The 26,575-nt window shown below is 64.2% G+C and carries 25 protein-coding genes; 17 read left to right on the forward strand and 8 right to left on the reverse strand.

Translation table 11 applies throughout. The annotated features are described in order from the left end of the window. Positions 1 to 118 precede the first annotated feature (118 nt). The 8 genes from hemC to PQV96_RS13205 all read left to right on the forward strand — a co-directional run bounded on the left by hemC (position 119) and on the right by PQV96_RS13205 (position 7,288). Positions 119 to 1,063 carry a hydroxymethylbilane synthase gene (gene hemC / locus PQV96_RS13170; RefSeq protein WP_066695368.1) on the forward strand — a complete coding sequence of 315 codons (945 nt, stop codon included), beginning with the start codon at positions 119 to 121 and terminating at the stop codon, positions 1,061 to 1,063. Positions 1,064 to 1,080: 17 nt separating this feature from the next. Continuing rightward, the gene (locus PQV96_RS13175; RefSeq protein WP_066695370.1) at positions 1,081 to 1,890 is read left to right on the forward strand and encodes a uroporphyrinogen-III synthase; all 810 of its coding nucleotides are present in this window, start codon (positions 1,081 to 1,083) and stop codon (positions 1,888 to 1,890) included. Continuing rightward, positions 1,887 to 2,999, forward strand: coding sequence for a uroporphyrinogen-III C-methyltransferase (locus PQV96_RS13180; protein ID WP_207373790.1), 1,113 nt, complete (start codon positions 1,887 to 1,889; stop codon positions 2,997 to 2,999). The genes PQV96_RS13175 and PQV96_RS13180 overlap by 4 nt, the downstream gene beginning before the upstream one ends. Positions 3,000 to 3,013: 14 nt before the next feature. Beyond that, the gene (locus PQV96_RS13185) at positions 3,014 to 4,294 is read left to right on the forward strand and encodes a heme biosynthesis protein HemY (protein WP_207373791.1); all 1,281 of its coding nucleotides are present in this window, start codon (positions 3,014 to 3,016) and stop codon (positions 4,292 to 4,294) included. 344 nt (positions 4,295 to 4,638) lie between these two features. After that, positions 4,639 to 5,214 carry a cytochrome b gene (locus PQV96_RS13190; RefSeq protein ID WP_273623159.1) on the forward strand — a complete coding sequence of 192 codons (576 nt, stop codon included), beginning with the start codon at positions 4,639 to 4,641 and terminating at the stop codon, positions 5,212 to 5,214. 89 nt (positions 5,215 to 5,303) lie between these two features. Further along, the gene (locus PQV96_RS13195) at positions 5,304 to 5,873 is read left to right on the forward strand and encodes a YceI family protein (RefSeq protein ID WP_273623160.1); all 570 of its coding nucleotides are present in this window, start codon (positions 5,304 to 5,306) and stop codon (positions 5,871 to 5,873) included. 77 nt (positions 5,874 to 5,950) lie between these two features. Next, positions 5,951 to 6,526 carry a YceI family protein gene (locus tag PQV96_RS13200; protein WP_066783672.1) on the forward strand — a complete coding sequence of 192 codons (576 nt, stop codon included), beginning with the start codon at positions 5,951 to 5,953 and terminating at the stop codon, positions 6,524 to 6,526. 138 nt (positions 6,527 to 6,664) lie between these two features. Further along, positions 6,665 to 7,288 carry a VOC family protein gene (locus PQV96_RS13205; RefSeq protein ID WP_044398182.1) on the forward strand — a complete coding sequence of 208 codons (624 nt, stop codon included), beginning with the start codon at positions 6,665 to 6,667 and terminating at the stop codon, positions 7,286 to 7,288. A 160-nt stretch (positions 7,289 to 7,448) separates the two neighbouring features. On the opposite strand, the gene PQV96_RS13210 is transcribed toward PQV96_RS13205, so the two are convergent. Continuing rightward, a complete protein-coding gene (locus tag PQV96_RS13210; protein ID WP_273623161.1) occupies positions 7,449 to 8,270 on the reverse strand; it encodes a DUF6279 family lipoprotein in 822 nt (273 codons plus the stop codon). Between the two features lie 209 nt (positions 8,271 to 8,479). Continuing rightward, a complete protein-coding gene (locus tag PQV96_RS13215) occupies positions 8,480 to 9,439 on the reverse strand; it encodes a LysR family transcriptional regulator (protein WP_044398180.1) in 960 nt (319 codons plus the stop codon). A gap of 180 nt (positions 9,440 to 9,619) precedes the next feature. Between PQV96_RS13215 and PQV96_RS13220 the strand changes: the two genes are divergently transcribed. The 4 genes from PQV96_RS13220 (at position 9,620) to PQV96_RS13235 (ending at position 15,075) form a co-directional block, all read left to right on the forward strand. Further along, positions 9,620 to 10,816, forward strand: coding sequence for an acyl-CoA dehydrogenase (locus tag PQV96_RS13220; RefSeq protein ID WP_066696739.1), 1,197 nt, complete (start codon positions 9,620 to 9,622; stop codon positions 10,814 to 10,816). 70 nt (positions 10,817 to 10,886) lie between these two features. Further along, the gene (locus tag PQV96_RS13225) at positions 10,887 to 12,146 is read left to right on the forward strand and encodes a CaiB/BaiF CoA transferase family protein (protein WP_273623162.1); all 1,260 of its coding nucleotides are present in this window, start codon (positions 10,887 to 10,889) and stop codon (positions 12,144 to 12,146) included. A gap of 97 nt (positions 12,147 to 12,243) precedes the next feature. Next, a complete protein-coding gene (locus PQV96_RS13230) occupies positions 12,244 to 13,212 on the forward strand; it encodes a tripartite tricarboxylate transporter substrate binding protein BugE (RefSeq protein WP_066783682.1) in 969 nt (322 codons plus the stop codon). A gap of 279 nt (positions 13,213 to 13,491) precedes the next feature. Continuing rightward, positions 13,492 to 15,075, forward strand: coding sequence for a methyl-accepting chemotaxis protein (locus tag PQV96_RS13235; RefSeq protein ID WP_207373796.1), 1,584 nt, complete (start codon positions 13,492 to 13,494; stop codon positions 15,073 to 15,075). A 42-nt stretch (positions 15,076 to 15,117) separates the two neighbouring features. On the opposite strand, the gene ppk2 is transcribed toward PQV96_RS13235, so the two are convergent. Further along, positions 15,118 to 16,344, reverse strand: coding sequence for a polyphosphate kinase 2 (ppk2, locus tag PQV96_RS13240; protein WP_273623163.1), 1,227 nt, complete (start codon positions 16,342 to 16,344; stop codon positions 15,118 to 15,120). Between the two features lie 695 nt (positions 16,345 to 17,039). Between ppk2 and PQV96_RS13245 the strand changes: the two genes are divergently transcribed. The 3 genes from PQV96_RS13245 (at position 17,040) to PQV96_RS13255 (ending at position 19,454) form a co-directional block, all read left to right on the forward strand. Next, a complete protein-coding gene (locus PQV96_RS13245) occupies positions 17,040 to 17,999 on the forward strand; it encodes a chemotaxis protein (RefSeq protein ID WP_273623164.1) in 960 nt (319 codons plus the stop codon). Positions 18,000 to 18,191: 192 nt separating this feature from the next. Continuing rightward, positions 18,192 to 18,707, forward strand: a complete 516-nt coding sequence (locus tag PQV96_RS13250; protein WP_273623165.1) for a hypothetical protein — start codon at positions 18,192 to 18,194, stop codon at positions 18,705 to 18,707. A 21-nt stretch (positions 18,708 to 18,728) separates the two neighbouring features. Next, positions 18,729 to 19,454, forward strand: a complete 726-nt coding sequence (locus PQV96_RS13255) for a V-type ATP synthase subunit E family protein (RefSeq protein ID WP_273623166.1) — start codon at positions 18,729 to 18,731, stop codon at positions 19,452 to 19,454. Here PQV96_RS13255 and PQV96_RS13260 read toward each other — a convergent pair. Next, complete coding sequence (locus tag PQV96_RS13260) at positions 19,439 to 20,416, reverse strand: SDR family oxidoreductase (protein WP_273623167.1); 978 nt, start codon at positions 20,414 to 20,416, stop codon at positions 19,439 to 19,441. The genes PQV96_RS13255 and PQV96_RS13260 overlap by 16 nt on opposite strands. 198 nt (positions 20,417 to 20,614) lie before the next feature. Between PQV96_RS13260 and PQV96_RS13265 the strand changes: the two genes are divergently transcribed. Both PQV96_RS13265 and PQV96_RS13270 read left to right on the forward strand, forming a co-directional pair. Beyond that, positions 20,615 to 21,685: a CDP-6-deoxy-delta-3,4-glucoseen reductase gene (locus tag PQV96_RS13265; RefSeq protein WP_207373801.1), complete on the forward strand. Its 1,071-nt coding sequence runs from the start codon at positions 20,615 to 20,617 to the stop codon at positions 21,683 to 21,685. A 176-nt stretch (positions 21,686 to 21,861) separates the two neighbouring features. Then, a complete protein-coding gene (locus PQV96_RS13270; protein ID WP_207373802.1) occupies positions 21,862 to 22,839 on the forward strand; it encodes a Bug family tripartite tricarboxylate transporter substrate binding protein in 978 nt (325 codons plus the stop codon). 52 nt (positions 22,840 to 22,891) lie between these two features. On the opposite strand, the gene folK is transcribed toward PQV96_RS13270, so the two are convergent. The 4 genes from folK to hda all read right to left on the reverse strand — a co-directional run bounded on the left by folK (position 22,892) and on the right by hda (position 26,527). After that, the gene (gene folK, locus PQV96_RS13275; RefSeq protein ID WP_273623168.1) at positions 22,892 to 23,401 is read right to left on the reverse strand and encodes a 2-amino-4-hydroxy-6-hydroxymethyldihydropteridine diphosphokinase; all 510 of its coding nucleotides are present in this window, start codon (positions 23,399 to 23,401) and stop codon (positions 22,892 to 22,894) included. After that, positions 23,398 to 24,984 carry a polynucleotide adenylyltransferase PcnB gene (pcnB, locus tag PQV96_RS13280; protein ID WP_273623169.1) on the reverse strand — a complete coding sequence of 529 codons (1,587 nt, stop codon included), beginning with the start codon at positions 24,982 to 24,984 and terminating at the stop codon, positions 23,398 to 23,400. Before pcnB ends, folK begins: the two co-directional genes overlap by 4 nt. A 54-nt stretch (positions 24,985 to 25,038) precedes the next feature. Beyond that, complete coding sequence (locus tag PQV96_RS13285; RefSeq protein ID WP_207375554.1) at positions 25,039 to 25,758, reverse strand: histidinol-phosphatase; 720 nt, start codon at positions 25,756 to 25,758, stop codon at positions 25,039 to 25,041. Between the two features lie 70 nt (positions 25,759 to 25,828). Further along, complete coding sequence (gene hda / locus PQV96_RS13290) at positions 25,829 to 26,527, reverse strand: DnaA regulatory inactivator Hda (RefSeq protein ID WP_066697200.1); 699 nt, start codon at positions 26,525 to 26,527, stop codon at positions 25,829 to 25,831. Positions 26,528 to 26,575 lie beyond the last annotated feature (48 nt).

Here is a 26,575-nt window from a genome sequence, read left to right on the forward strand (position 1 = left end):
GGGAAAGAGGTGCCCGATCAGCGCCGCTACTGCAATAGACACGCGCCACATCAAGGTCACCGATGCGGGCGCATGCTAGCATCGCCCGCCGCAGAATGATTACAAACAGGTTACGAACTTGAGCCCCGTCCAATCCCCCCTTTCCATCGTCATCGCCACCCGCGAAAGCCGCCTGGCGCTGTGGCAGGCAGAGCATGTACAGGCACTTTTGCGCGCGAGGGGCCACTCGGTGGAACTGCTGGGCATGACCACCAAGGGCGACCAGATTCTGGACCGCTCGCTATCCAAGGTGGGGGGCAAGGGGCTGTTCGTGAAAGAGCTGGAAGTGGCGCTGGAAGAAGGCCGCGCCCACATCGCCGTGCACTCGCTCAAAGACGTTCCGATGGAGCTTCCTGAAGGCTTCGCACTGGCCTGCGTGATGGAGCGAGAAGACCCCCGTGACGCATTCGTTTCACCGCGCTACGCCAGCCTGGAAGCGCTGCCGCAAGGTGCGGTGGTGGGCACATCCAGCCTGCGCCGCCAAGTGCTGCTGCAAGCCCTGAGGCCTGACCTGAAGATTGAGCCCCTGCGCGGCAACCTCGACACCCGTTTGCGCAAGCTCGACGAAGGCCAGTACGACGCGATTGTTCTGGCCGCAGCGGGCCTCAAACGGCTGAAGATGGGCGAGCGCATCCGCGCCACATTCGCCCCCACCGCCATGCTGCCTGCCGCGGGCCAAGGGGCCCTGGGCATTGAAGTGCGCAGTGATCGCCAGGATTTGATCGACGCCCTTGCGCCGCTGGCCCACATACCCACCTGGCTGACGGTGACGGCCGAGCGCGCGGTAAGCCGTGCCATGGGTGGCAGCTGCTCTATGCCCTTGGCCGCCCACGGCACCTTGACAGGCACCACCCTGCAGCTCGATGCCGCATGGGGCGACACGGAAGGCAAACTCCCCTTGGTGCGCGCCAGCGCCAGCGCCACCGTCACCACGCAGGCCCAGGCGGACGCTTTGGGGCTTGCCATTGCGCAGCAACTGCGCGATGGCGGGGCCGTCGGCGCAACGCCTGCCACCGCGGGCTGAATCACCCGGGCGGCGCCTTGCATCCCCCGCAAGTCATCGTGACCCGGCCAGCGCGCGAAGCCGCGCACTGGGTGGGCCAGTTGACCCAGCGAGGCATTGCTGCGGTAGCGTTGCCCTTGATTCACGTGGCCCCCGCCTCCGGCCCCGAACTGCAACAGGCCCTGCAGCAAGCATGCAGCCGTTTGAACAGCTACCGCGCTGCCATGTTTGTCAGCGGCAATGCTGCCTTGTATTTTCTTGAATCATTTCATGCTCTAGCGCCCATCCATCAAGCGCCAGCAGCTATCAAAACAAGAGCATGGTCACCTGGCCCCGGCACGGCGCGCGTGCTGCAAGAGGCTGGCTGGCCCGCCCCCCTGATTGATGGGCCCGCAGCCCACGCACCGCAGTTCGACTCCGAAGCGCTGTGGGAGCAAGTCCACACCCAGGTTCGCCCGGGGGATCGCATCCTGATCGTGCGCGGCCGCTCTGCCGGCGTGCACGAAACCAAGGGTTCCGGTCGCGACTGGCTGGCCCGCCAGATCGAAGCCGCCGGGGGGCATGTGGACTTCGTGGTGGCTTACGAGCGTGGCGCCCCGCAGCTATCGGTGGATGATTTGGCCCTCGCCCGCCAGGCATCCCACAACGGATCCCTGTGGCTGCTCAGCAGCTCCGAAGCCGTCGCCCATCTGGTTGAAGCGTTGCCGCAGCACCACTGGCACACCGCCCGCGCACTGGCCACCCACCCCCGCATTGCCCAGGCAGCCCACGACGCCGGCTTTGGCGAGGTGCGTGAATGCCGTCCAGCCCTCGCGGACGTGGTGGCATCGATAGAATCAGGCGCATGAGCTCTGCGCCACCCAACGATCTTCCACAACCCCCTGCCGCCACCATTGCACCGCCCCCCGCTGAGGCAGTGACAGCGCCAGCAGCCGCGCCTGGGCGCACTACGGGCGTGGGCATCACCCATTTGTTGCTGGGCGTGGTGGCGGCAGCGGCACTCGCCAGCAGCGTCATGCTGTGGCAAAAGCTCACCGGCATCCAGGAACAGCTGGCGCGGCAGTCGGCAGACTCGGGGGCGCTGGCCATTGAGGCGCGCACCATCGCCCGGCAAGCGGAAGATCAAGTCCGAGAAACGTCTGCCCGGCTTTCAGTGGCAGAAGCCCGCGTGAGCGAAGTGGCGCTGCAACGCAGCCAGCTTGAAGAGCTGATGCAAAGCCTGTCGCGCTCACGCGACGAAAACCTGGTGGTGGACATTGAATCGGCCATCAGGCTGGCGCAGCAACAGGCCCAGCTCACTGGCAGCCTCGATCCACTGGTCGCAGCCCTGAAATCGGCCAATCAGCGCATCGAGCGCGCCGCCCAGCCGCGCCTGGCGCCCCTGCAAAGGGCCATCGGCCGCGATCTGGACCGGCTGACCCGCGCCGCTGTGACGGACACCGCCGGCCTGCTGGGTCGGCTGGACGAGCTGGTACGCCAGGTGGATGACCTGCCCGTGCTCAACGCCGTGGCGCAGGCAGCAGCCACGCGGCGCCTGTCAGCACCCGCTGCAACCAGCACCGCCACTGACCTGGCCGACCTGCCCTGGTGGCAAGCCACCCTGCAACGTAGCTGGGAAGTGGTGCGCGACGAAGCCCGCGGGCTGGTACGCGTCAGCCGCATTGATCAGCCCGAAGCCATCTTGCTGGCCCCTGACCAGACCTTCTTCCTGCGCGAAAACCTCAAGCTCAAGCTGCTCAATGCCCGCCTGGGCGTGCTGGCTCGGCAATACGACTCAGCCCGGGCCGACCTGACGGCCGCCACCGCAGCGCTGAACAAATACTTTGACCCCGCCTCGCGCCGCACCCAGAACGCAGCCACCATGCTGCAGCAAGCCCAGCAGCACATGAAAGGCGCTGAACTACCACGGCTGGATGAAACCCTCTCTGCGCTGGCTACTGCCGCCGCAGGCCGCTAAAGAGGGCTCCCAACATGCGCGCAGCTCTCTGGCTCTTGGCATTGTTTGGCGTGGCCGTGGCTGCTGCGCTGTTTGCGGGCAACAACCAGGGCACCGTCACCCTGTACTGGCCGCCCTACCGCGTAGACCTGTCACTCAATCTGGTCGTGCTGCTGCTGGTGGGTGGGTTCACCACGCTGTATGCGGCCCTGCGGGCCCTGGCAGCCCTGCTGGCACTGCCCCACCAGGCCCGCCGCTGGCGCGTGCAGCAAAAGGAACGCGCCATGCACCACGCGCTGCTGGACGCGCTGACGCACATGCTGGCCGGGCGCTTCCTGCGCTCTCGCAAGTCGGCACTGGCTGCGCTGGCGCAGGAAGGAGCCCTGCAGTCCGCTGGCGAGCCGGTGCCCCATGGCAAGCAACTGCGCGCGTTGGCGCATTTGATTGCGGCTGAATCCTCGCATGCCCTGCAAGACCGTGCCACGCGCGAAAGCCACCTTCAAAATGCCCTGGAAGAGGCTCCCGCCAGGGGCAACGGCCAAGACCAGGAACTGCGTGAGGGCGCCCAGATTCGCGCTGCCCGCTGGAGCCTGGACGACCGGGATCCCAACGCAACCCTGGAACGCCTCGCTGCGTTGCCGCAGGGAGCGGCCCGTCGCACTCTGGCACTGCGCATTCGCCTCAAGGCCACACGCCAAGCACGGCAAACCCGTGAAGCGCTGGACACCGCTCGTTTGCTGGGCAAGCACCGCGCCTTCTCTGCGGGTGCTGCCCAAAGCATCGTGCGCGGACTAGCCATTGAACTCATCCAGTCGGCGCACGACCCCGCGCAGCTGGTGCAGATCTGGACATCGCTGGAAAACTCTGAGCGCAACATGCCTGAACTGGCGGTGCAGGCCGCCCAGCGCCTGGCCCACCTGGGCGGCGATCCGGCCCAGGTGCGAGCCTGGCTCCTGCCCGTGTGGGAGCGCATGGTAGGGCTGCCCGATGGCCTGCCCGAAGGACTGGCGCTGAAGCTCATCCATTGCCTCGAAGACGGGTTGTCCACCATCGACGCCGGCTGGCTGGCGCGCATTGAAGCAGCGCAGCAAGCCAACCCTCGCGATGCGCGGTTGCAGTACCTGGCAGGCATGGCCTGCCTGAAACGGCAGCTTTGGGGCAAGGCACAGCAGTTGCTGACGCAAGCAGCATCCCAGCTGACCGACAAATCCCTGCGCGCCAGTGCCTGGCGCAACTTGGCCGAGCAGGCAGAACAGCGGGGCGACAGCGAAGCCGCTGCCCACGCCTGGAAATCTGCCGCGCAGCAGCAACGCTGAGTTCGGAGGGCTGCAACAGCCCTCACGCCCCTTCTCCCTGCCTTTCTCAGCCAACCCCGGTACGGCCAAGGTCTGCCGTACCGCCGTGGCCCACTTTGCCCTAGTCCCCTTGTAGATCCTTGGTGTTGACCACCAGGGAAAGCCACGTTTTGCGTGCAATGCGCTATCTCAAACGTTGGGGAACTTTGAGCGCAGAGGCTATATCAATTCAGTTTTTTTGAACCAAGGCAACAATTCGCCTGAAACCGACACGGGCCGCCGCTTCCTAAACTGCAGGTATTGCAGCGATGGCACTGGCTCCCAAGCCAGCCTTCCTGCCCCCTTAGTTTCGACCAATACACCCCATGTCTTCACACTCTCACGAAACGGACACCAAGCCCCTGCGGTACTCAGGCACCGCCATGCTGCTGCACTGGGTGCTGGCCATCGCACTGATCGCGATTTTTGGCCTGGGCCTTTACATGACCGGGCTTCCCTTCTCGCCCCAGCGGCTCAAGCTCTACAACTGGCACAAATGGGCGGGCGTGACGATTTTGGCGCTGTCCCTGCTGCGACTGGTGTGGCGCATCACCCACCGGCCACCGGCCTTGCCACTCGCCATGGAACGCGCCATGCCCGTGTGGCAAAAGGCGGCGCACCACGCCACGCACCACCTGCTGTATGTGCTGTTTTTCGCAGTGCCGTTGATTGGCTGGGCTTACAGCTCGGCAGCAGGCTTCCCTATCGTGTTCCTGGGCGTGTGGCAATTGCCCGACTTTGTGCCCGTGAGCAAGGAATTGGCCGAGGCGATCAAGCCCTGGCACGAGCTATCTGCCTATGCCATGGCAGGCCTGGTGGTAGTGCATGTGGCCGCAGCGCTCAAGCACCAGTTCATTGACCGCGACGGCTTGCTGCAACGCATGCTGCCCGGCAAGCGCTGAAACAACCGCTGAACCTGCTTGCACCGCAAAACCAACACTCTCATCGCTGCCAACCTCGCTGGCAGGCCCCATATCTCTGAGGAGTTTTCATGAAATTCGCCAACATCGTTTCCGCACTGGCCCTGGGCTCCACTTTGCTCGCCCAACCCGCCCTGGCCCAGCAGAAGCTGGACACTGCCAGGAGCGAAGTGCAGTTCACCGCACGCCAGATGGGCGTGCCCCTGGACGGTCACTTCAAGAAGTTCGATGCCCAAGTGGCCTTCGACCCTGCCAAGCTGGCCACCAGCAAAATCACCTTCACGGTAGACACCGGCAGCGCCACCCTCGGCTCCAAGGAAACAGACGCCGAACTGCCCAAGGCCGTGTGGTTCAACGTGCCCAAGTTCCCCCAAGCCACGTTTGAATCCAGCGCCATCAAGGCCCTGGGCGGCGGCAAGTTTGAAGTGGCGGGCAAGCTCACCATCAAAGGCAATTCGGTCAATATCGTGGCACCCGTCACGCTGACACAAGCCGGCCCTGTCACCACCGCCACGGGCTCCTTCCCCATCAAGCGCCTGGCTTTCAAGATTGGCGAGAACGAATGGGCCGATACCTCGATGGTGGCCGATGACGTTCAAGTCAAGTTCAAGCTGGCATTGACGGGTGTGGGCAAGCTCTGAGCCCCACGCGCCCATCCGCCGTGCATTCAATTTTCATAACCCTTTCCTCAACCCTCTGATTTTCAGGAGTTTTTCCCATGCGCAAATCTCTCTTCGCACTGGCCGCCGTAGCAACCATGTTTGCAGGCGCTGCACAAGCCCAGTCGGCCAACTACGCCATCGACCCCACACACACCTTCGTGACCTTTGAAATCAGCCACTTCGGCGCATCGGTCAACCGTGCTCGCTTCGACAAGAAGGAAGGCACCGTGCAATTCGACCGTGCTGGCAAGACTGGCAAGGTGGAGATTTCTTTCGACGCCACTTCGGTCAACTCTGGCACGCCTGCATTCGACAAGCACCTGCAAAGCGCAGACCTGTTCAACGCAGCCGCCCACCCCACCATCAAGTTTGTTTCTGACAAGTTCGTCTTCAAGGGCGACAACGTGAGCGAAGTCACCGGCCAGCTGACCTTGCTGGGCAAGACAGCCCCCATCACCCTCAAGGCCAACCAGTTCGCCTGCTACCAAAGCCCCATGCTCAAGCGCGAAGTGTGCGGTGGCGACTTTGAAGCCACCATCGACCGCACCCAGTGGGGCATGAACTACGGCGTGGACTGGGGCTTTTCCAAGAACGTGCGCCTGGTCGTGCAAGTGGAAGCTGTGAAGCAGTAATTCCTGGCGCACCCGCAAAAAGCCACCGCAGCGCCTGCCGCTGCGGTGGCTTTTTTTATGCCGGTGAATCCACAAGAGTTATTTTTAAGTAAATCAATTATGAATAGTAGAATTTGATCCACATTCAGGAGACGCCCCATGACCGCCCCCCAGACCCCTGCGCCCACAGCCACATTGCCTGCGCCAGCCGCCATTCAGCAGTTGCACCACTACGCCTACAAAGCCAGGGATGCGGAGGAAACGCGCCATTTCTACGAAGACATCCTGGGCCTGCCGCTGTACCACATCATCCAGAGCGACTATGTGCCCAGCACGGGCGAGTATTGCCCCTACACCCACTTCTTCTTCCGCCTGCAAGACGGCTCTTTCATCGCCTTCTTCGACCTGGGCGATGACGTCAAGCCCGAACCTTCTCCCAACACCCCCCTGTGGGTGAACCACATCGCCTTTCGCGTGAACACCGTGCAGGAACTGGAAGACACCAAGGCCCGCCTGCAAGCCCACGGCGTGGAAGTGCTGGGCGTGACCGACCACCACATCTTCAAAAGCATTTATTTCTTCGACCCCAATGGCATACGCCTGGAACTGGCAGCACAAGTGGCCAACGAAGAACAGATGGCCAAAGACAGCACGGTGGCGCACGGCCGACTCAACGAGTGGACAGCACGCAAGGAGCAATGGCGCAAGGAACGCGCCGAAGGCAAGGTAGCTGCGCCTTTGAAGCCGCAGCAAAACGACCGGCCGGAGTTCGCACGGGGCTGATGTTCAAAAAGAGCCGCACAGGTGCGGCCGTTCGACTGATCAACGACAAAGGCTATGCCTTGCCCAACTGACCAGAGGCTCAGGCGCAGCACTTGTTGCCTGGCCCCAAGGCACGCCATTGTCAGTGCTGAAAAAAACAGCCCTTCGCTGCCGCCAGAGTTCAACACCCCGCCAGCACCCAAAAGTCCTGCTCATATCCTTTCACAGACTGCACCGCCTTCATCCGCTGGGCAGGCGTCATCGCGCGGTGCACCAGGGCAAAACCGGCGCACCCTTCCTCCACCAGTTTTCGGGCGTAGCCCTGGTAAGCCGGGTCGGGTGAGGTGTTGAAACGCTCCATGTAGCCGCGCAGCAGGCTTCGGTTGCGCTCTGTACTGGCTGGGTCAGAGGCAATCTGCCGCAGTACCTGGGCCAAGTCACTTTGCCGACGCAGGCGTTCTGCGTAGCTGCGCTGGGGGTCGAACGTTGACTCGGCAATAAAGCTGCGCAAAGCAGCTTTCTGAGGATCCTGCAGCGCCCCATAAAAGCCTTCAGCCCGCGACAACAGCAACTTGAAACGATGCGCAGCCAGTTTGTCGGCAGGCACATCCAGCCACTCCCGCCGCCAGTCAGCATTGCTGTCTGTTTGTTGTTTTTCGAAGTTCCGAATCTGACTTTCGGTCAACTGCGATGCGAGCACCACGAGCCTGGGCTCCGCCTGCGCGATGAGCTGGCCGATCTGCGCGCGCACGTCGGCATACACACGACAGGCCTGGTCAGCCGTAATGTCGGCAGCCAGCTGCTGCTGCACCTGTTGCAACAGGGCGGCGTGCTGCGGCAGCATCTGATCGCGGTGCCACTGGTGCAGATCACCCAGTTCGCTTCGCAAACGGTTTGCCTGGGTATCGGTCAGGTTGAAATAGTTGTTCAGCCGCCAATACACCAGCTGCGGCGCCTGGTTGTAGGCCAGCTTCACGGCGCTGCAGCCCTGAATAAGCAGCACGCACGCCAACAGGGCAAAAGCGCGCCATGTGGAATGAAAAGGAAACAACAGTGCACACACGATGGTTCCTGGCGATAACAGCAATCGAGGCGTCAGGATAGGGGCAATGGGGTGCCGAAGTGTGCGGCAGGGGTAATGGGGCGGCTGGGTCTGTCACGGCCAAAAGATGCTGTGGCTATCCATACCTGTTCACCACCAATGGCGAGGAATCACTCGGCCCCACCCGCCTTTCCTGCGGCGCTGGTGGCCGTCTGGGCCATGGTCTGCAGCCACTGCGCAAACGTAGTCAGCACCGGTGGCTGGGCCTGTGCAGGGCTGATGAGGTAATACGCCCGCTCGCCACGCAGCGGGCGGTTGCAGGCCACCATCAGTTCGCCACTGGCAAGCTCTGCCTCGATGAGCAGCAGCGGCATCAGCGCTACGCCCATGCCATGCGTGGCTGCCACGGCGGCCATGGAAAACAGCTCGTAGCGCGGGCCATCCAGCGCGTGCGGCGCATCCACTCCCATCGCATCAAACCACTGGCGCCAGCCGTAGGGGCGCGTGCTTTGCTGCAGCAGCGGCAAATCGGCCAGCGCCTCGGCAGCAACCGGCTGGTGGGCGCGGCCCCGGCCACGGGGCGCAGCAGATTCGAGCAGGCGGGGGCTGCACACCGGCACCACGTCTTCATGCATCAGCAACTGCGCCTGCACGCCGGGCCAGTGGGCCACCTGCTCGGGTGTGCCTGCGTAAAGGGCTGCATCGAAGGTGGTGTCGGCAAACAAGAAGGGCCGGGTCTGGGTTTCGATGTGGACCACGATGTCGGGGTGTGCCTGCGCCAGCTGCGGCAGGCGCGGGATGAGCCAGCGCGTGGCGAACGTGGGCACCGCCGCCAACGAAATGGTGCCTCCCTCGCCCTGGTGGGCCATCACGTCCAGCGTGTCGCGCTCCAGCCCCTGCAGCCAGCGCGCCACCTGGCGGCCATAGTGCGCACCGGCGGGCGTCAGCACCACGCCATGGCGTGTGCGGCGAAACAGCTGCACGCCCAAAAACTCTTCCAGCGCCTGAATCTGGCGCGACACCGCGCTCTGCGTCAAGAACAGCTCTTGTGCGGCACGGGTGTAGCTTTCATGCCGGGCGGCCACTTCAAAGCAGGCCAGGGCTTGGGTCGATGGAATGTTGCGGCGCATGATGATGAAAAGGAACTTGAGCAGCAGCGATTTCCTCTACTGCCAGCAGAATCAAGTATTCCATATATTCATGAAACGCATTTCTGGATGAAAAGAACTCGCTTGCGGCTCGGCCAAGCCAGGCCTACGATGCAATCCAGATTCTTTTGTTACCCCCCTCTTTTTGACCTGGAGACACACATGGCCCACGCCGCTTTTCAATGGGATGACCCGTTCCTCCTGAGCCAGCAACTGACCGACGACGAGCGCGCCATCCGCGACGCAGCGGCGGCCTACTGCCAGGACAAGCTGGCCCCGCGCGTGCTGGACGCCTTCCGCCACGAGAAGATGGACGTGAGCATCTTCCGCGAGATGGGCGAAGTGGGCCTGCTGGGCCCCACCATCCCAGAGCAGTACGGCGGCCCCGGCCTGTCGTATGTGGCCTACGGCCTGATCGCCCGCGAAGTGGAGCGTGTGGATTCGGGCTACCGCTCGATGGCCAGCGTGCAGTCGTCGCTGGTGATGGTGCCCATTTATGAATTCGGCAGCGAAGCCCAGCGCCAGAAGTACCTGCCCAAGCTCGCCAGCGGCGAGTGGATTGGCTGCTTCGGCCTGACCGAGCCCGACCACGGCTCCGACCCCGGCAGCATGGCCACGCGCGCCTACAAGGTGCCCGGCGGCTACAAGCTCAAGGGCAGCAAGATGTGGATCACCAACAGCCCCGTGGCCGACGTGTTCGTGGTCTGGGCCAAGGAAGTGTCCGAAGGCGGCGCCGTCGGCCCGATTCGTGGCTTTGTGCTGGAAAAGGGCATGAAGGGATTGAGCGCCCCCGCCATCCACGGCAAGGTGGGCCTGCGCGCCTCGATCACCGGCGAGATCGTGATGGACGATGTGTTCGTGCCGGAAGAAAATGCCTTCCCTGAAGTGCAAGGCCTGAAGGGCCCCTTCACCTGCCTGAACAGCGCCCGCTACGGCATCGCCTGGGGCGCTTTAGGTGCGGCCGAATTCTGCTGGCACACCGCCCGCCAGTACACGCTGGACCGCAAGCAGTTTGGCCGCCCCCTGGCTGCCAACCAGCTCATCCAGAAGAAGCTAGCCGACATGCAGACCGAGATCGCCATCGGCCTGCAGGCCTGCCTGCAGTTCGGCCGCATGAAGGACGCAGGCACGGCCAGCGTGGAAGGCACCTCCATCATCAAGCGCAACAGCTGCGGCAAGGCGCTGGACATTGCCCGCCTGGCGCGCGACATGATGGGCGGCAACGGCATCAGCGACGAGTTTGGCGTGGCCCGCCACCTGGTGAATCTGGAAGTGGTGAACACCTACGAAGGCACGCACGATGTGCACGCGCTGATTCTGGGCCGCGCACAGACGGGTCTGGCGGCGTTCGCCAACTGATAGCGCTCATCTTTTGATAGCTGCTAGCGCTTTACCCATAAGCGCTAGCGGCATTTTTTTATTCAAAACCATGAATTCCACCTCTGCAACGCCGGGCGCGCTGGCCGGTATCCGAGTCCTTGACCTGTCGCGCGTTCTGGCGGGCCCCTGGTGCACGCAAATGCTGGCAGACCTGGGTGCAGATGTGGTGAAGGTGGAGCGCCCAGGCCTGGGCGACGACACGCGCCAGTGGGGCCCTCCCTTTCTGAAGGATGCCCAGGGCAACGACACCCACCAGGCCAGCTACTTCACGGCCTGCAATCGCAACAAGCGCTCGGTCACCATCGACATGGCCACTGCCGAGGGCCAGGGGCTCATCAAGCAGATGGCGCTGCAGGCGGACATCGTGGTGGAGAACTTCAAGGTCGGCGGCCTCAAGCAGTACGGGCTGGACCATGAAAGCCTGCGGGCGCTCAACCCACGGCTCATCTACTGCTCCGTCACCGGCTTTGGGCAAGACGGCCCCTACGCCGAACGCGCAGGCTACGACCTGATGGTGCAGGCCATGACAGGCCTGATGAGCATCACCGGCCACGCAGACAACGCCCCCGGCGGTGGCCCCATGCGCGTGGGTGTGGCCGTCATCGACCTGTTCACAGGCCTGTACGCCAGCAATGCCATTTTGGCGGCGCTGAACGTGCGCCACCACACGGGCCAGGGCCAGCACATCGACATGGCCCTGCTGGACGTGGGCATGGCCGTGCTGGCCAACCAGGCCGCAGGCTTTTTGGCCACAGGCCAGGCCCCTGGCCGCATGGGCAACAGCCACCCCAGCCTGGCGCCCTACCAGGACTTCCCCACGCAGGATGGCAACATGCTGCTGGCCATTGGCAACGACGGGCAGTTCCAGCGCTTTTGCGCAGCCGCCGGGCAACCCCAGTGGGCCAGCGACGAACGCTTTGCCACCAACACGCTGCGTGTGAAGCACCGCGCAGAGCTCATCCCCGCCATGGAGGCTGTGACCCGAACGCGCACCACGGCCGATTGGATCACGCTGCTGGAAGACAAGGCCGTGCCCTGCGGTCCCATCAACACCATTGCCCAGGCGTTTGACGACGCACAAGTCAAGGCACGCGGCCTGGCCGTATCGTTGCCGCGCTGGAAGGATGGTGAAGCGGGCGATGGCATCACGCACATCACCGGCGTGGCCAGCCCGCTGCGCCTGTCGGCCACACCGCCCGTGCTGCGCAATGCGCCGCCAGCCTTGGGGCAGCACACCGATGAGGTGCTGCGCGAGCTGGGGCTGGATGCCGAACGCATTGCAGCGCTGCGCGCGGCCAAGGCCATCTGACTTCCGGGCCAAAAACATTGGGTGCACAGGCACCCTCATGCGAGAAAGCTGCGCCAGCCTGTGCTGCGCGCACCCTATAACAAGGAGAGACAACCTCATGATTCGCCGCACCGCCCTCGCTCTGGGCATCCTCGCCCTCGCAGCCAGCACAGCCCAGGCCCAAACCGCCTGGCCCAGCAAGCCCATCCGCCTGCTGGTTCCGTTTGCGGCAGGCGGCACCACCGACCTGATTGCCCGCGTGATTGCCGAGCCCCTGGGGCGCGAACTGGGCCAACCCGTGGTGGTGGAAAACCGCGGCGGTGGCGGCGGCAGCATTGGCGCTGCCGAAACCGCGCGCGCCGCCCCCGATGGCTACAACCTGGGCATGGCCACCGTCTCCACCACGGCCACCAACCCTGCCATCAACCCCAAGATTCCGTACAACGTCGCTACCGACTTCACACCCATCATCAACATTGCGGCCACGCCCAATGTGATTGCGGCCTACCCCAAGCTGCCTTTTCAGGATTACAAGGGCATGCTGGCTGCCGTGAAGCGCGAGCCAGGCAAATACTCGTACGCCTCGCCTGGCAACGGCAGCATCACGCACCTGATGATGGAGATGTTCAAGCTGGGCACGCAGACCTTCATGGTGCACGTGCCTTACCGTGGCTCGGGCCCCGCACTGACCGACGCCGTGGCCGGCCAGGTGCCGCTGATTTTTGACAACCTGCCCTCGGCCCTGCCCTTCATCAAGGAAAAGCGCCTGGTGGCCCTGGTGGTGGCGGCACCGCAGCGCGTGCCAGCCCTGCCCGACGTTCCCACCTTCAAGGAAGTCGGCTTGGAGCAGGTGAACCGCATGGCCTACTACGGGCTGATTGGCCCCAAGGGCATGCCCAAGGACGTGGTGGACAAAGTGAACGCCGCCGTGCGCAAGGTGGTGCAAGACCCCGCCATTCGCAAACGCATCGAGGAAACCGGCTCCATCATCATGGCCGACACGCCTGAGGCCTTTGCCAAGCAGATGCGTGAAGAGCTGGCGGTCTACAAAGACGTGGTGGCAAAGCAAAATCTGACCATGGACTGATCTGCCGCGCCCCTGCGTTGGCCCTGCGAGCAAAGCAGGCCAACGCCTGAGCCCCACAAGCCCCCGTACCCCGGGGGCTTTTTCATGGGCGAGGCTGCCTGCCAAGGCCTGTGATCTTCACACAAACAATTCGTAACATGTGTAAAATGCGCTGGCCCGCATTGCGCAGTGCGGGGCACCGACAAAGCGCGGCATTTGCTCTTGGGTCATCCGGGTTGGCGTGAGGGATGGACGAGAGCAGATACGAAGAACAGGTCTGCTTTTTGTTTGGAGATTTCCATGAAGCTCAGTCTCAAGCTCCCCCTCGCCTTTCTGGCGGCGTTGCTGCTGTTGATGGGTGCGGCCCTGTTCGGCATACAGCAGCTGAACCAGGCACTTGCGGTGTACGAAACCTCCGTTGCGCAGAGCTACGCGCAAGAGCGCAAAGCCGCCACCATGTTGCAGGACTTCAAGGTGCAGGTGCAGGAGTGGAAAAACGTGCTGCTGCGCGGCAAGGACAGCGCCCAGCGCGAGCGTTACTGGGCCGCCTTCCAGAAACAAGAGCGCATCGTGGTGCAAGACGCCAGCCAGCTGCTGGCCGAATTGCCCCCAGGCCCCGCGCTGGACAAGGTGCGAGCCTTCAGCCAGGCGCACGAGCGCATGGGGGCCGCCTATCGCAAGGGTTACGAAGCCTTTCAGGCAGCAGACCACGACCCACAGGCCGGAGACAAGGCGGTGCAAGGCATGGACCGGGAGCCGTCGAAGCTGCTGGACGAAGCAGCAGAGCTGATCGCCAAGGCCAGTGCTGACACTGCAGGCAAAGCGGCCCAGCGCGCCAGCCAGGCCACCACGGTCAGCCTGATCGTGATGCTGGCGGTGTGCGCCGCCAGCGTGGTGGGGGCGCTGCTGTTCAGCCGGTCGGTGGTGCGCCCCATCGGACAGGCCGTGCAGGTGTCACAGGCTGTGGCCAAAGGTGATTTGACCGTGGCGGCCCCATCGGCCGGGCGCGATGAAATTGCCCAGCTGCTCAACGCCCTGCACGACATGCAGGGCAGCCTGGCGCTGGTGGTGCAGCGGGTGCGCACCAACGCCGACAGCGTGGCAGGTGCCAGCGCTGAAATCGCCCTGGGCAACAACGACCTTTCGATGCGCACCGAGCAACAGGCCAGCGCGCTGGAGCAAACCTCCGCCTCGATGGAAGAACTCAGCTCCACCGTGCAGGCCAATGCCGACAACGCCCGTCAGGCCAGCCAGCTGGCCGCCGATGCGTCTGTGGTTGCCGTGCGTGGGGGAGACGTGGTGTCTGAAGTGGTCAGCACCATGCGGGGCATCAACGACAGCAGCAAGCAGATTGCAGACATCATTGGCGTGATTGATGGCATTGCCTTTCAGACCAACATCCTGGCGCTGAACGCTGCCGTGGAGGCAGCCCGTGCGGGCGAGCAAGGGCGCGGGTTTGCCGTGGTGGCCAGCGAGGTGCGCAGCCTGGCGCAGCGCAGTGCACAAGCGGCTAAAGAGATCAAGGGGCTCATCCACACCAGCGTGGAACGGGTGGAACAAGGCTCGGCACTGGTGGACCAGGCGGGCAGCACCATGACCGATGTGGTGGCCGCCATTCAACGCGTGACGCACATCGTGGGCGAGATCAGTGCCGCCAGCGCGGAGCAGAGCCAGGGGGTGGCGCAGGTGGGCGAAGCCATCACGCAGATGGACCAGGTGACCCAGCAAAACGCCGCCCTGGTGGAAGAAAGCGCTGCTGCTGCCGACAGCCTCAAGCTGCAGGCGCGGCAGCTGGTTGATGCGGTGGCGTTCTTCCGTGTGTCTGCGCAGGACTCGGCCTCTCCCGCCCCCGCCGCTCGCACTCCGTCACTGGCTGCGGGCTAGGCCCCCGAGGAAGCGCTTGCACCGCGCGCCCTGCTGGCCTTATTAGAGGATCGCGCCGGGCTGCTCGCCACGCTCGTACACCACATGGGCGCGCCCCACGATGAGCGGGTCCAGCTTGCCAATGCGGGCGAGGTCTTTGGCCGCGTAAGGCAGCTTGTGCAGCACGTAACGCATGGCATTCAGGCGCGCGCGCTTCTTGCAGTCGCTTTTGATCACCGTCCAGGGCGCGTCGGCCGTGTCGGTATCGCAAAACATGGCTTCTTTGGCGCGCGTGTAGTCGTCCCACTTGTCGAGCGATGCGGTGTCAATGGGGCTGAGCTTCCACTGCTTGAGCGGGTGCGCCTCGCGCTCCTTGAAGCGGCGGCGCTGCTCCTTTTGGCTGACCGAGAACCAGAACTTGATCACATGCACGCCACTGCGCACCAGGTGGCGCTCAAACTCTGGGGCCTGGCGCATGAACTCGGCGTATTCGGCGTCTGAGCAAAAACCCATCACCCGCTCCACACCGGCTCGGTTGTACCAGCTGCGGTCAAACATCACGATCTCGCCCTGCGTGGGCAGGTGCTGCACATAGCGCTGGAAGTACCACTGCCCACGCTCGGTTTCAGTGGGCTTTTGCAGCGCCACCACACGCGCACCGCGGGGGTTCAGGTGCTCCATGAAGCGCTTGATGGTGCCGCCCTTGCCTGCAGCATCGCGCCCCTCAAACAAGATCACCACGCGTTGCCCGGTCTCCTTGACCCAGGCCTGCAGCTTGAGCAATTCGACCTGCAGACGAAACTTCTCACGCTCGTAGGTAGAGCGGCGCAGCAAGTTGCGGTAAGGGTAGGCGCCCCGGCGCCAATCCCTGGCCAGCTCCTCGTCAGGGTTCACGCTGTCGTCAGACTCTTCATCGCGCCGGTCCATGTGCTGGCGCAAGGCTTCGCGCAGCGCGTCCAGGTCATCTTGCGAAGCCCCCGCCAGCAAGGCCCGCAGGCTGTCAATGCGCTCCTGGGTGGTTTGCGTGGCGTCGTCGCTGCCCAGCAAAGACAGTATGGCCGACGTCTGCTGCCCGTCTGCCGCCTGCACCGCCTGCTGCGCCACATGCCGCGCCAGCGTGGCCGACTGCAGGCTGGGCGGCACATCGCCCCGGGCCACCGTGCGCCCCGCACGCACGGGAGTCTTGACCGCCGCCGATGCCCGGCGGCGCCTGGCCGGCGTGGCAGGCTCGACGCCATCAAGAGGGCTGACCGAAGCGGCGGGAGGAACAGAAGCGCGGCGTTGTGTCATGGCGAGGTATCAGGTTGGGCACGCCCACGTTCGCAGCTTGTGCTGCAGGCCAGACCGAGCAAGGCCGTTTTCTGGCATCCGCAGTAGCGATCTCAGCGCGCGAGGGCTTGTTACAAAATTATGAAAGCACCATTTTTGCGCGCACCGCTGGTTGCAATTTGACAAGCATCAAGCCTGCAAGGGTTTAGCGATCACAAGAAGTCGCAAGCAAGCCCGGATGGCGAATTTTAGAAAAAACACCCTCTAGCGCCCGCCAAACAAGCGCAATCAGCTATATTTTTAATAGCAACTCAGTCCTGCTGGGGAAAAACCACGGTTTGCCGATGTAACCCGGCATTCTTGGCCCAGGCGTGAAAGCCCGCGCAAGGCACTCGGGGCAGCAGGCCAGAACGGGGGTTGGCCGCCCCCTTCAAAAGCGCCTCGTCCAGCCACGCGCACATCCCTGCCAGCCAATGCACGCACGTACCGAAAGTGGAATATCCCCTTCATTGCGCAAAATGACGCGTAAATGCGACGCGCAAGACGTATGCTGGCACCTTGGCAGCCGCCCATGGCGCTGTGCCACCCCTTGTTACCCCGCAGCCGGGCAGATTCGGGGTGGGTTGTACGGGTTAAGCCTGAAAATTTCCTCACCCTCGCAACCTGAACTCCTCCTAGAATTTGTAAATATGCGTATCAACGCGAAGGACACGACCATGAAAGCAGTTCAGCAGGAAATTGACGAGCGGACCAACCTCACCAGCACCAACAAGTTCGAGCTGCTGCTGTTCCGCCTGGGTATCGACAGCGCGCTGGGCAAGTCCGAGCTGTTCGGGATCAACGTGTTCAAGATCCGCGAAATCGTGGCCATGCCCAGCATCACCCCGATTGCGGGCACCACGGCGCATTCGCTGGGGGTGGTCAACCTGCGCGGCCAGGTGATTCCGGTGCTGGACTTGCCCTCCATCGTGGGCTGCAAGCCCCAGACGGGTTTGAACATCATGCTGGTGACGGAATACGCGCGCACCACACAGGCTTTCGCCGTGGAATCGGTGGAAGACATCGTGCGTCTGGACTGGAAACAAGTGCTCTCCGCTGAAACCAGCGGCGCCGCTGGCAAGCTGGTGACCAGCATTGCCCGCCTGGATGGCAACACCGATGAGTCGCGCCTGGCCCAGGTGCTGGACGTGGAAGCCATCTTGCAGATGGTGTCGCCATCGGACGGCCACGAAGTGACCGAAGAGAAGGTCGGCGCCAAGCTCAAGCTCAAGCCCGGCACCATCGTTCTGGCGGCAGACGATTCGTTTGTCGCCCGCTCGCTCATCGAGCAAGAGCTGAAGGCTCTGCATGCTCCCTATGAAATGGTCAAGTCAGGCAAGGAAGCCTGGGACCGCTTGAACGCCATCGCCAAGGCCGCCGAGGCCGAGGGCAAGGCCGTGACCGACCGCGTGGCCATGGTGCTGACTGACTTGGAAATGCCCGAGATGGACGGCTTTACGCTCACGCGCAACATCAAGCAGGATGCCCGCTTCAGCGGCCTGCCCGTGGTCATCCACTCGTCGCTCTCGGGCTCAGCCAATGAAGACCATGTGCGCAGCGTGGGCGCTGATGGCTACGTGGCCAAGTTCGTGGCCGAAGAACTGGCGGAAACCATCCGCCGGGTTCTGCCGCACTGACACAGACTCGGCCCAGCAGCGCTTGCCCACACCCGCAAGCGCCGCAGGGCTAGGGCCGGGCCCTGGTTGCCCGCAACGGTCAACCAGACCGTGTGCCCAAACGTCATGTGGTAGCGTGCTCTCACCGTGAATACCGCCTGCTCGGGCAGTTCACGGCGCCTGCAAAGGTGGCACTACTCCAGGGAACGGCCCATGACGACATTTTTCCTCCGGTTTTTGAGTGCAGCGGCAGTGGCAGCAGGCTTGGCTGGTTGCGCAACCGTGCCCGGAGATAGCTACTACGAGCCCGCCTACCACCCTGCGTATGGCGAGCCGCCGGTGTACATCTACCCGCAACCCTACATCGTTCGCCCCTACCCTGCACCACCCCCACCGGCCTACTACGGCCGCCCCGGCTACGACCGCCACTGGGATGACCGCCGCCCCCCGCCGCCCGGCCCGCCCGGCCACTGGAGGGGCCCGGACCGGGACAACGCACGCGACCCCCACCGCGACCGTGACCCAGACCGGCCCAGCCCCCCGCGCCCCAACCGCCCCGACCGCAGAGAGCCTGACCGCGAGCCCCAGGGCGGCGAACCCAGCCGCAAACCCACCCCGCAAGGGCCTGACCGGGTATGGCGCGACGCGCGCCCTCCAGCTCAAGGGCAAAGTGCGGAAGACGGCCGCGGCCCTTGGGGGCGCCCCTCCATGCCGGGAGCCCGGCCCTGAACCTTGTCAGCAGGCCCTGCCATGACCCAGCCACGCCGCTTGATCACCCTCTGGAAACCAGTCGCCTTCCTGGCGCTTGCGGCCTTCAGCGCGTTGCCTGCATCCAGCCAGGTGGTGCGCTGCACCGACCCAAAAACCGGCCAAGTGACGTACACCGATGGGAAATGCGCGGCGGGCACCACAGGCCACGAGGTGGAAGCCAAACGCTCCGCCGAAGAAATAGAGCAGGATCGCAAAGCGGCCGAGCGGGCCATTGAGCTCAAACAGCAACGCCTGCAAGCCGAAAAAGCGGCGGCCGATCTGCAAGCCCAACGCGAAGCCGAGCAAGAACGCGTGAGGGCGGCCAGAGCAGCCGCCACCGCGCCGCAACCGCAGGACTACGCACGCTCTGCGGAATGCGCGCGTTCACGCAGAAATCTGGAGCTTGTTTCCAGCACCTTGTCAGGCAACACCTATGACCAGGAACCGCGCCTGGAGGCTGCCCAGCGGCAGATGGATCTGGACTGCCTGGGCCCACAGGGTTATGCCGAGCTGGAGCGCGCCCGCGCCACGCAGCCGCGCATCGTCGTGGCCCCGCCACGGCAGCCGGTGTATGCCCCCCCTGTTCCGCAAAAGCCGTACCTCACGCACTGCGGCAACTTTCACTGCGTGGACAACACCGGCGCCCGCTACCCACGGGCGGGGCCAGGGCGCTTTCCCGGCAACGACGGCGTGTGCCGTTCCAAAGGCGGTCAGGCCCCCTGCTGATGGGCGGATAGCCCGGAGCGCAGGCCCGCCACCACATCCGGGAACCGCAAGCGAACCCCCAGCTCGCGCAGCATGCGCTGGTTGTCGAGCCGGCGCGATTCACTCATGAAGCTCAGCAGCATGAGCGAGAGCTGCTCTTTCGCAGCGCTGCGCGGAATGCGTGGAGGGCGTGGCAGCCCATACAGATCGGCCGCCAAGTCGAAGTACGCCCCCATCTGCATGTGCTGCCCATCGCTGATGTGGTACGCCCGCTGCGCACGCCCCCGCCACAGTGCGGCCTCGCAGGCGCGGGCCAGGTCGTCCGCGTGGATGTGGTTGGTGTAGACGTCGTCGCCCGCCTCCAGCACTGGCGTGCCCTTGAGCAAACGCGCCTGGGGCGTGCCGCCCTCCCGGTCAGGCGCGTAAATGCCCGGAATGCGCAGAATGCTGGCCCGCACCCCTGCGCGGCCCAGGTGGCGCACGGCGGCTTCAGCATCCACACGGCGCTGGGCGCGTGGGGTAGCAGGCGCCACGGGGCGCGTTTCGGGCACCAGCGCCCCGGCGCAATCGCCATACACCCCACTGGTCGATGCGTACGCCAGCGATATTGGCAAATTGCGCATGCGCAGCGCGCGGGCCAGCGCCAGCGTGCGCGGATCGCGCCACCACGCGTCGCGCCCACCCCCTTCGCTAGGCGGTGGGGCCAGGTGCAACACCCGCGTGGCCAGCCCGGCCAGGCGGCGCAGCGTGGCAGGCTGGTCCAGGTCTCCCAAAAGCGGCGTGACAGACACCCCGCGCAAAGCCGCCTTGCGTTCTGGACTGGAGGTCAGGGCCATCACCCGCACGCGGCCGGCACCCGCGCCCTGCGCATAGTTGCGGGCCACGCGCATGCCTACATCGCCGCAACCCACAATCAACAACCGCTCGCGGCGGAAACGCGCGGGCAAGGCGCCCAAGCCACTGGACAAAGCCACGGTACTCATGAATTCTTTCGGACAGACAAGCGAGGATGATGGGTGTTGCTCGGGCGCAGGCAGGTCATCCGCACGCGAAGCCCGCGTGGCGACCACACCCAGCCCATGTCAAGGAAACGTCGGGCAAATAGGCCACCTCAGCAGACCTTCAGTTTCTGAGGGCAAAATCGGCGCCATTCGCACAAGAACCCCGAGGATACCCACAACATGACGCGACCTGAAGACAGTGGCGCCGCCGCATTCCAGATTTCTGTAGCCCCCAGCGGGCGCAGCTTCCAAAGCCAGGGCGACGAAACCATTCTGGCTGCCGCCATCCGCAGCGGCGTGGGCCTGCCCTATGGCTGCAAGGACGGTGCCTGCGGCTCCTGCAAGTGCAAGAAGCTCAGCGGCTCAGTAGCCCACGCAGACCATCAGGCCAAGGCATTGAGCGCCGACGAAGAAGCCGCCGGCTTCGTGCTGACCTGCTGCGCAAGGCCTTTGTCTGATGTGGTGCTGGAGTCCCGGCAAGTCACCGACGAAAGCGCCTACCCCATCAAGAAGATGCCAGTGCGCGTGTCCACGTTGGAGAAAAAGTCGCACGATGTGATGCAGGTGCGCCTGCAACTGCCTGCGGCCGATACGTTCCGCTACCACGCAGGCCAATACATCGAATTCATCCTGCGCGACGGCGCGCGGCGCGCTTACTCGATGGCCAACGCGCCGCACACCCAGACCACCGCCGCAGGTGTCGAATTGCACATTCGGCATTTGCCAGGGGGCAAGTTCACCGACCACGTGTTTGGCGCAATGAAGGAAAAGGAAATCCTGCGCGTGGAAGGCCCCTTCGGCAGCTTCTTCCTGCGCGAAGATTCCGACAAGCCCATCGTGCTGCTGGCCTCGGGCACGGGCTTTGCCCCCATCAAAGCCTTGCTGGAGCACATGCAGTTCAAGGGCATCACACGCCCCACCACGCTGTACTGGGGCGGTCGCCGGCCGGGTGACCTGTACATGCACCAGTGGGTGGTCGAACTGGCTGCGCAGATGCCGCAACTGCGCTACGTGCCCGTGGTGTCTGACGCGCTGCCTGAAGACCAGTGGACAGGCCGCACCGGCTTTGTGCACCAGGCCGTGCTGGACGACTTCGCCGACCTCTCGGGCCACCAGGTCTACGCCTGCGGCGCACCCATCGTGGTGGAATCGGCACGCACGGCCTACACGGCACAGCGGGGTCTTCCTGCAGAAGAGTTCTTCGCGGATTCCTTCACCTCCGAAGCCGACAAACACGGCCCGCAGGCTTGAGGGCTGGCGGGCACGGCCCTGCTGCGCAAGGATGAATCCCTGGCTGCTCTGGCACCTCCAGCGATTCATCCACTTCACCGATTCAGATGCTTGCCGATTGGGCTGGAGGGCCTGCCACACATCGCTCCGTGCAGGCTTCCCTCTGAGGTTGTTCACTTTTTTGCAACAATGTAGCCATGAACCGCAGAAACCTCCTCGTCGCCGGTGCTGCTGTTGCAGCAGCCTTCTCATCACCCCTGGCCTTGGCACAAGACACCGGACAACCCATCCGAATCATCGTTCCGTATGCCCCTGGCGGGCCGATTGACGTGACGGCACGGGCCCTGGCAGAGCGTGTGCGCGATTCGCTGGGCACGGTCATCATCGACAACAAGGGCGGCGCGGGCGGCAACATCGGGGCCGATGCGATTGCCAAGGCTTCGCCTGACGGGCTGACCATTGGCATCGCGGCCACAGCCACACATGCGGTGAACCCGTGGCTCTACAGCCGCATGCCATTCGATGCAGCCAAAGACTTCGTGGCCATCACGCAGATGGTGCGGGTGCCGAATGTGCTGGTCATGAATGCAGCGAAGGCAGAGCAGCTCAAGATCAATAGCCTGGCGGACCTGATTGCCTACGCCAAAGCCAACCCCGCCAAGCTGAACTACGGCAGCGGCGGCAATGGCAGTGCAGGCCATCTGGCGGGCGAGATGTTCAAGCAACGCGCAGGCATCTACGCCCTGCACATCCCCTACCGCGGAGCCAACCCTGCGCAGCTGGCACTGCTGGCGGGCGAGGTGGACTTCAACATCGACAACCTGGCCGCAGCGGCGCCCAATATCCGCTCGGGCAAGCTCAAGGCATTGGCAGTGACATCGCTGGAGCCCTCCTCTGCGCTGCCGGGCGTGCCCACCATGGCCGGCACGTTCAAGGGCTTTTCGATTGACACCTGGTGGGGCCTTGTAGCGCCCAAGGACACGCCCAAGCCCGTGGTGGACAAGCTCAACCGCGCCTTTGTCGCGGCCCTTCAGGCCCCGGAAACCAAGACGCGCTTCGGGGCGCTGTTGGCAGAGCCTGTGCCCACCACACCGCAGCAGTTTGAATCCTTCATGGCCAGCGAACGTGCCAAGTACAAGGACGTGGTGAAGCTCTCTGGCGCGAAGGTAGATTAAGAGGAAAATTGGGCTCTAGCGCTTATATGCAAAGCGCCAGCAGCTCATATTTTTATAGCAAACCTGCAACCCACGCCTGGGGTAAACGGGCAATGCGCTGGTCTGCCACGGCCTCCAGCGCAGCTTCGCTCACCAAGCCAGGCGCCAGCTCTGCCAGCGGCAGCAGCACAAATGCGCGTTCGTTCATGCGAGGGTGCGGCACCGTGAGCGTAGGGGTAGACAGCACTTCACTGCCGTACAGCAGCACGTCCAAGTCCAGCGTGCGCGGAGCATTGCGGTAAGGCCGCTCGCGGCCAGCATCCTGTTCTATGGCCTGCAGGCGCTGCAGTACATCCAGAGGCGCCAGCGCGGTCTGCAAGTGCGCCACGGCATTCAGGTAATCGGGGCCACCCGCGTCTACGGGGGCGCTGGAGTACAGGGCAGACACTGCGATCAAACGGGTGCCAGGCCATTCAGCCATGCGCTGCAAGGCACTGCGCAGGGCCTCTTCACGTTCGCCCAGGTTGGCCCCAAGGCCCACCCACACATCAACAGGCGCGGCCGCGCCCTGCTCCGCAATCATTCGGCGGACGATGCTGGCCCGGCGTCTCCTGCCGCGCCACCTGGCTTGCGGCGACGGCGGCGGCGCTTTTTGGGGGCAGCAGCGTCATCAGGCGCGCCATCTGCGGTGGGCAACCCTGCCTCGGTCGATGGCGCGGCGGCTGCGGGGGCCGCCTTCTTGGGCACACGGCGCACCACGGGCTGGGCCTGTTGCTGCGCCTTCTGGCGCGCCCGCTGCTCTTCCCGGGCCTGGTCCATCAGGTCCTCGCGGCGCTCGTCGTCGGCCGTCTGGAAGTCTTGCCACCACTCGGCCAGGGCTTCCTCCACCTCTCCAACGTCGGCACGCAGACGCATGAAGTCAAAGCCTGCGCGGAAACGGGGCTGCATGACCATGCCAAACGGCGTGTTGCCCACGCGCTTTTCAAAGCGGGGCTGCATGACCCAGATCTCGCGCATGTCGGCGGCCAGCTTGCCGCGGCCCGACACATCGCCAATGCGGCGGTCAAACACCTCGTCAATCGCATCCTGCAAGGCAGGCAGCGCATGCTCGCGGCGGTTCAGGCGCTCGTCCCAGCCCTTGCGCACGTCTTCCCACAGCACGCAGGCCAGCAAGAAGCTGGGCGCCACGGGCTTGCCTTCTTGCACGCGGCGGTCGGTGTCCATCAGGGCAGCCTTCACAAACGGCGTGTCGGCCCGCTCCACAGCCACGTCCAACAGGGGGTAAATGCCCTTGGCCATGCCCAGCTTGCGCAGTTGTTCGATGGTGGCAATGGCGTGGCCGGTTTGCAGCAGCTTGAGCATTTCGTCAAACATGCGGCTTTGCGGCACATCGGCCAGCAGCGCCTGCGACTGCACCAGCGGCGCGGCCGTCTTGGCGTCGATGGTGAAACCCAGGGGGCTGAGCTTGGCGGCGAAACGCACGGCGCGGATGATGCGCACCGGGTCTTCGCGGTAGCGCGTGGCGGGGTCGCCAATCATGCGCAGGGTTTTCTTCTTCGCGTCCTGGATGCCCTTGTGATAGTCCACCACCACCTGGGTTTCCGGGTCGTAGTACATGGCGTTCACGGTGAAGTCACGGCGGGTGGCGTCTTCGTCTTGCGGGCCCCACACGTTGTCGCGCAGCACGCGGCCGCTGGCATCCACCGCATGCTGCATGCCCGACAGCTGAGCCTTGCTGGTCTTTTCGTTGCCACTCACCTGCCCTGCGGCCGAATTGTCGAGGTAGGCGCGGAAGGTGGAAACCTCGATCACTTCATGCTCGCGGCCCCGGCCATGCACCACGTGCACGATGCGAAAGCGCTTGCCGATGATGAACGCACGGCGAAACAGCGCCTTCACCTGCTCAGGCGTGGCGTTGGTAGCCACGTCAAAGTCCTTGGGGCGCAGACCCAGCAGCAGGTCGCGCACGGCACCACCCACGATGTAGGCCTCGTAGCCCGCATCCTTGAGCGTGTGCACCACATCGGCCGCGCGCCGGTCCACCAGCTCGGGGTTGATGCCGTGCACCGAGGCAGGAACCTCTTCGCGCTTGCCGAAGTGCGGCTTGCCGCCAGAGGTTCCGGGCGTCGATTTGCCCAGCAGTTTGTCGATGAACTTCTTGATCATGGGTATGCAGTAAACAGTGTGACTGGCACGGGGCGCAGTTCAGGGGGCGGGAGCTTACGCGCCCGCAGTGGCGGCGCTGGCATCGTCCGCGAAAAGGTCCAGTATGCGCCAGCCGCGCTCTTGCGCCAGGGCGCGCAGCCGGGGATCGGGGTTGGTGGCCACAGGATGATCGACTTTTTCCAACAAAGGCACGTCGTTCATGGAATCGCTGTAGAACGTGCTTTCCACGTCGCCCCAGCCCAACTGGCGGTCGGCCAGCCATTGTTCCATGCGCAGCACCTTACCCTGGCGCATGGTCGGTATGCCGTCAATTTCACCGGTGTACCAGCCTTGCGCATCGCGCGCCAATTGCACGGCCAGCAATTCCCCCACGCCCAGCGCTTTGGCGATGGGGCGGGTGACGAATTCGTTGGTTGCCGTGACGATAAGCACCTGCTCCCCCGCCGCCTGGTGCTGGCGGATCAAATCCAGCGCCTGAGGACGGATGGCGGGGGCAATCACCTCGCGCATGAACTGCGCATGGGCTGCCGCCGCGGCCTCAGGCCCCCGCAGACGAACCGCCTCGGTGGCGAAGCGTACGTAGTCGTGCACGTCGAGCGTGCCCGCCTGGTAATGGGCATAGAACTCGTCGTTGCGGCGGGCAAACTCCACGGGGTCATTCCAGCCGAGGCGAATGGTGAACTCACCCCACTCGTAGTCGGAGTCGAGCGGCAGCAGGGTGTGGTCCAGGTCGAACAAGGCCAACCGAAGGCGAGGGGTCTGGGTATCCGTCATTGATTCTTTAAGTGCATTGAGCGTGGGCGGGCTTGGGTGGATCCACAGCAATCCACAGGCCTCAGCCTTTTCATTCCGATTCAAGCATCGCCTTCAGCAACGGAATGGTGATGGCACGCTGGGTGCGCAAGGCAAAGGCATCGAGCTGGTCCAGCAACTGCATCAGACTGCCCAGGTCGCGCGAAAAGCGCTTGAGCATGAAGTCCATGACCTCATCGCCCAAAAACACGCCCCGGGCGTCTGCTTCCTGGCGCAGCACGGCACGGCGCGCGGTTTCATCCAGCAATTGCAGCTGGAACACATGCCCCCAGCCCATGCGGCTGCGCAAATCATCGCGCAGCGGCAGGTCGGCAGGCGGCAAATCGCCCGCAGCCAGCACCCAGCGCTGGCCGCCGGTAGCGGGGTTGATGGCGTTCACGAACCAGTTGAACGCGCTGGCCTGCTGGGCCGTGTTGTAAAGATGCACTTCGTCCATCACCACAGCCGCCCAGCGCTCGTCAAAGTCAGGGGGGTTGGCAACCGAGGCATCCATCCAGCCGACGCTCGCGCCTTGCTCGTGCAGGGCCTCGCACACCGCCTTGAGCAAATGCGTTTTGCCACTGCCGGCCTCGCCCCACAGGTAGGTGGGCACGGGCGAGCGGGTGTTCTGGCTGCTGCCTTCACCAGCCCACAAGCGCAGGTGTTGCAGGGCGGCTTCATTGGGGCCCGCATAGAAGCTTGACAGTGTCGGCCCCGTGGCCAGGCCGATATCCAGCGCCAGTTGCTTCATGGCAACTGCCTGCTGGCGAACACGCTGGAGCAAGGAGAAAAGGCGAAG

Source organism: Acidovorax temperans, from assembly GCF_028596105.1.
In the GTDB taxonomy this organism is placed as follows: Bacteria; Pseudomonadota; Gammaproteobacteria; order Burkholderiales; family Burkholderiaceae_C; genus Acidovorax; species Acidovorax temperans.

Coding starts and splice junctions, on each gene's coding strand:
- PQV96_RS13220 (WP_066696739.1), top strand. CDS start 9,620: ATGGCCCACGCCGCTTTTCAATGGGATGACCCGTTCCTCCTGAGCCAG.
- PQV96_RS13265 (WP_207373801.1), top strand. CDS start 20,615: ATGACGCGACCTGAAGACAGTGGCGCCGCCGCATTCCAGATTTCTGTA.
- PQV96_RS13255 (WP_273623166.1), top strand. CDS start 18,729: ATGACCCAGCCACGCCGCTTGATCACCCTCTGGAAACCAGTCGCCTTC.
- PQV96_RS13190 (WP_273623159.1), top strand. CDS start 4,639: ATGTCTTCACACTCTCACGAAACGGACACCAAGCCCCTGCGGTACTCA.
- hda (WP_066697200.1), bottom strand. CDS start 26,527: ATGAAGCAACTGGCGCTGGATATCGGCCTGGCCACGGGGCCGACACTG.
- PQV96_RS13205 (WP_044398182.1), top strand. CDS start 6,665: ATGACCGCCCCCCAGACCCCTGCGCCCACAGCCACATTGCCTGCGCCA.
- PQV96_RS13230 (WP_066783682.1), top strand. CDS start 12,244: ATGATTCGCCGCACCGCCCTCGCTCTGGGCATCCTCGCCCTCGCAGCC.
- PQV96_RS13185 (WP_207373791.1), top strand. CDS start 3,014: ATGCGCGCAGCTCTCTGGCTCTTGGCATTGTTTGGCGTGGCCGTGGCT.
- PQV96_RS13260 (WP_273623167.1), bottom strand. CDS start 20,416: ATGAGTACCGTGGCTTTGTCCAGTGGCTTGGGCGCCTTGCCCGCGCGT.
- PQV96_RS13245 (WP_273623164.1), top strand. CDS start 17,040: ATGAAAGCAGTTCAGCAGGAAATTGACGAGCGGACCAACCTCACCAGC.
- PQV96_RS13200 (WP_066783672.1), top strand. CDS start 5,951: ATGCGCAAATCTCTCTTCGCACTGGCCGCCGTAGCAACCATGTTTGCA.
- PQV96_RS13285 (WP_207375554.1), bottom strand. CDS start 25,758: ATGACGGATACCCAGACCCCTCGCCTTCGGTTGGCCTTGTTCGACCTG.
- PQV96_RS13195 (WP_273623160.1), top strand. CDS start 5,304: ATGAAATTCGCCAACATCGTTTCCGCACTGGCCCTGGGCTCCACTTTG.
- pcnB (WP_273623169.1), bottom strand. CDS start 24,984: ATGATCAAGAAGTTCATCGACAAACTGCTGGGCAAATCGACGCCCGGA.
- PQV96_RS13250 (WP_273623165.1), top strand. CDS start 18,192: ATGACGACATTTTTCCTCCGGTTTTTGAGTGCAGCGGCAGTGGCAGCA.
- PQV96_RS13235 (WP_207373796.1), top strand. CDS start 13,492: ATGAAGCTCAGTCTCAAGCTCCCCCTCGCCTTTCTGGCGGCGTTGCTG.
- PQV96_RS13180 (WP_207373790.1), top strand. CDS start 1,887: ATGAGCTCTGCGCCACCCAACGATCTTCCACAACCCCCTGCCGCCACC.
- PQV96_RS13215 (WP_044398180.1), bottom strand. CDS start 9,439: ATGCGCCGCAACATTCCATCGACCCAAGCCCTGGCCTGCTTTGAAGTG.
- ppk2 (WP_273623163.1), bottom strand. CDS start 16,344: ATGACACAACGCCGCGCTTCTGTTCCTCCCGCCGCTTCGGTCAGCCCT.
- folK (WP_273623168.1), bottom strand. CDS start 23,401: ATGATTGCGGAGCAGGGCGCGGCCGCGCCTGTTGATGTGTGGGTGGGC.
- PQV96_RS13225 (WP_273623162.1), top strand. CDS start 10,887: ATGAATTCCACCTCTGCAACGCCGGGCGCGCTGGCCGGTATCCGAGTC.
- PQV96_RS13270 (WP_207373802.1), top strand. CDS start 21,862: ATGAACCGCAGAAACCTCCTCGTCGCCGGTGCTGCTGTTGCAGCAGCC.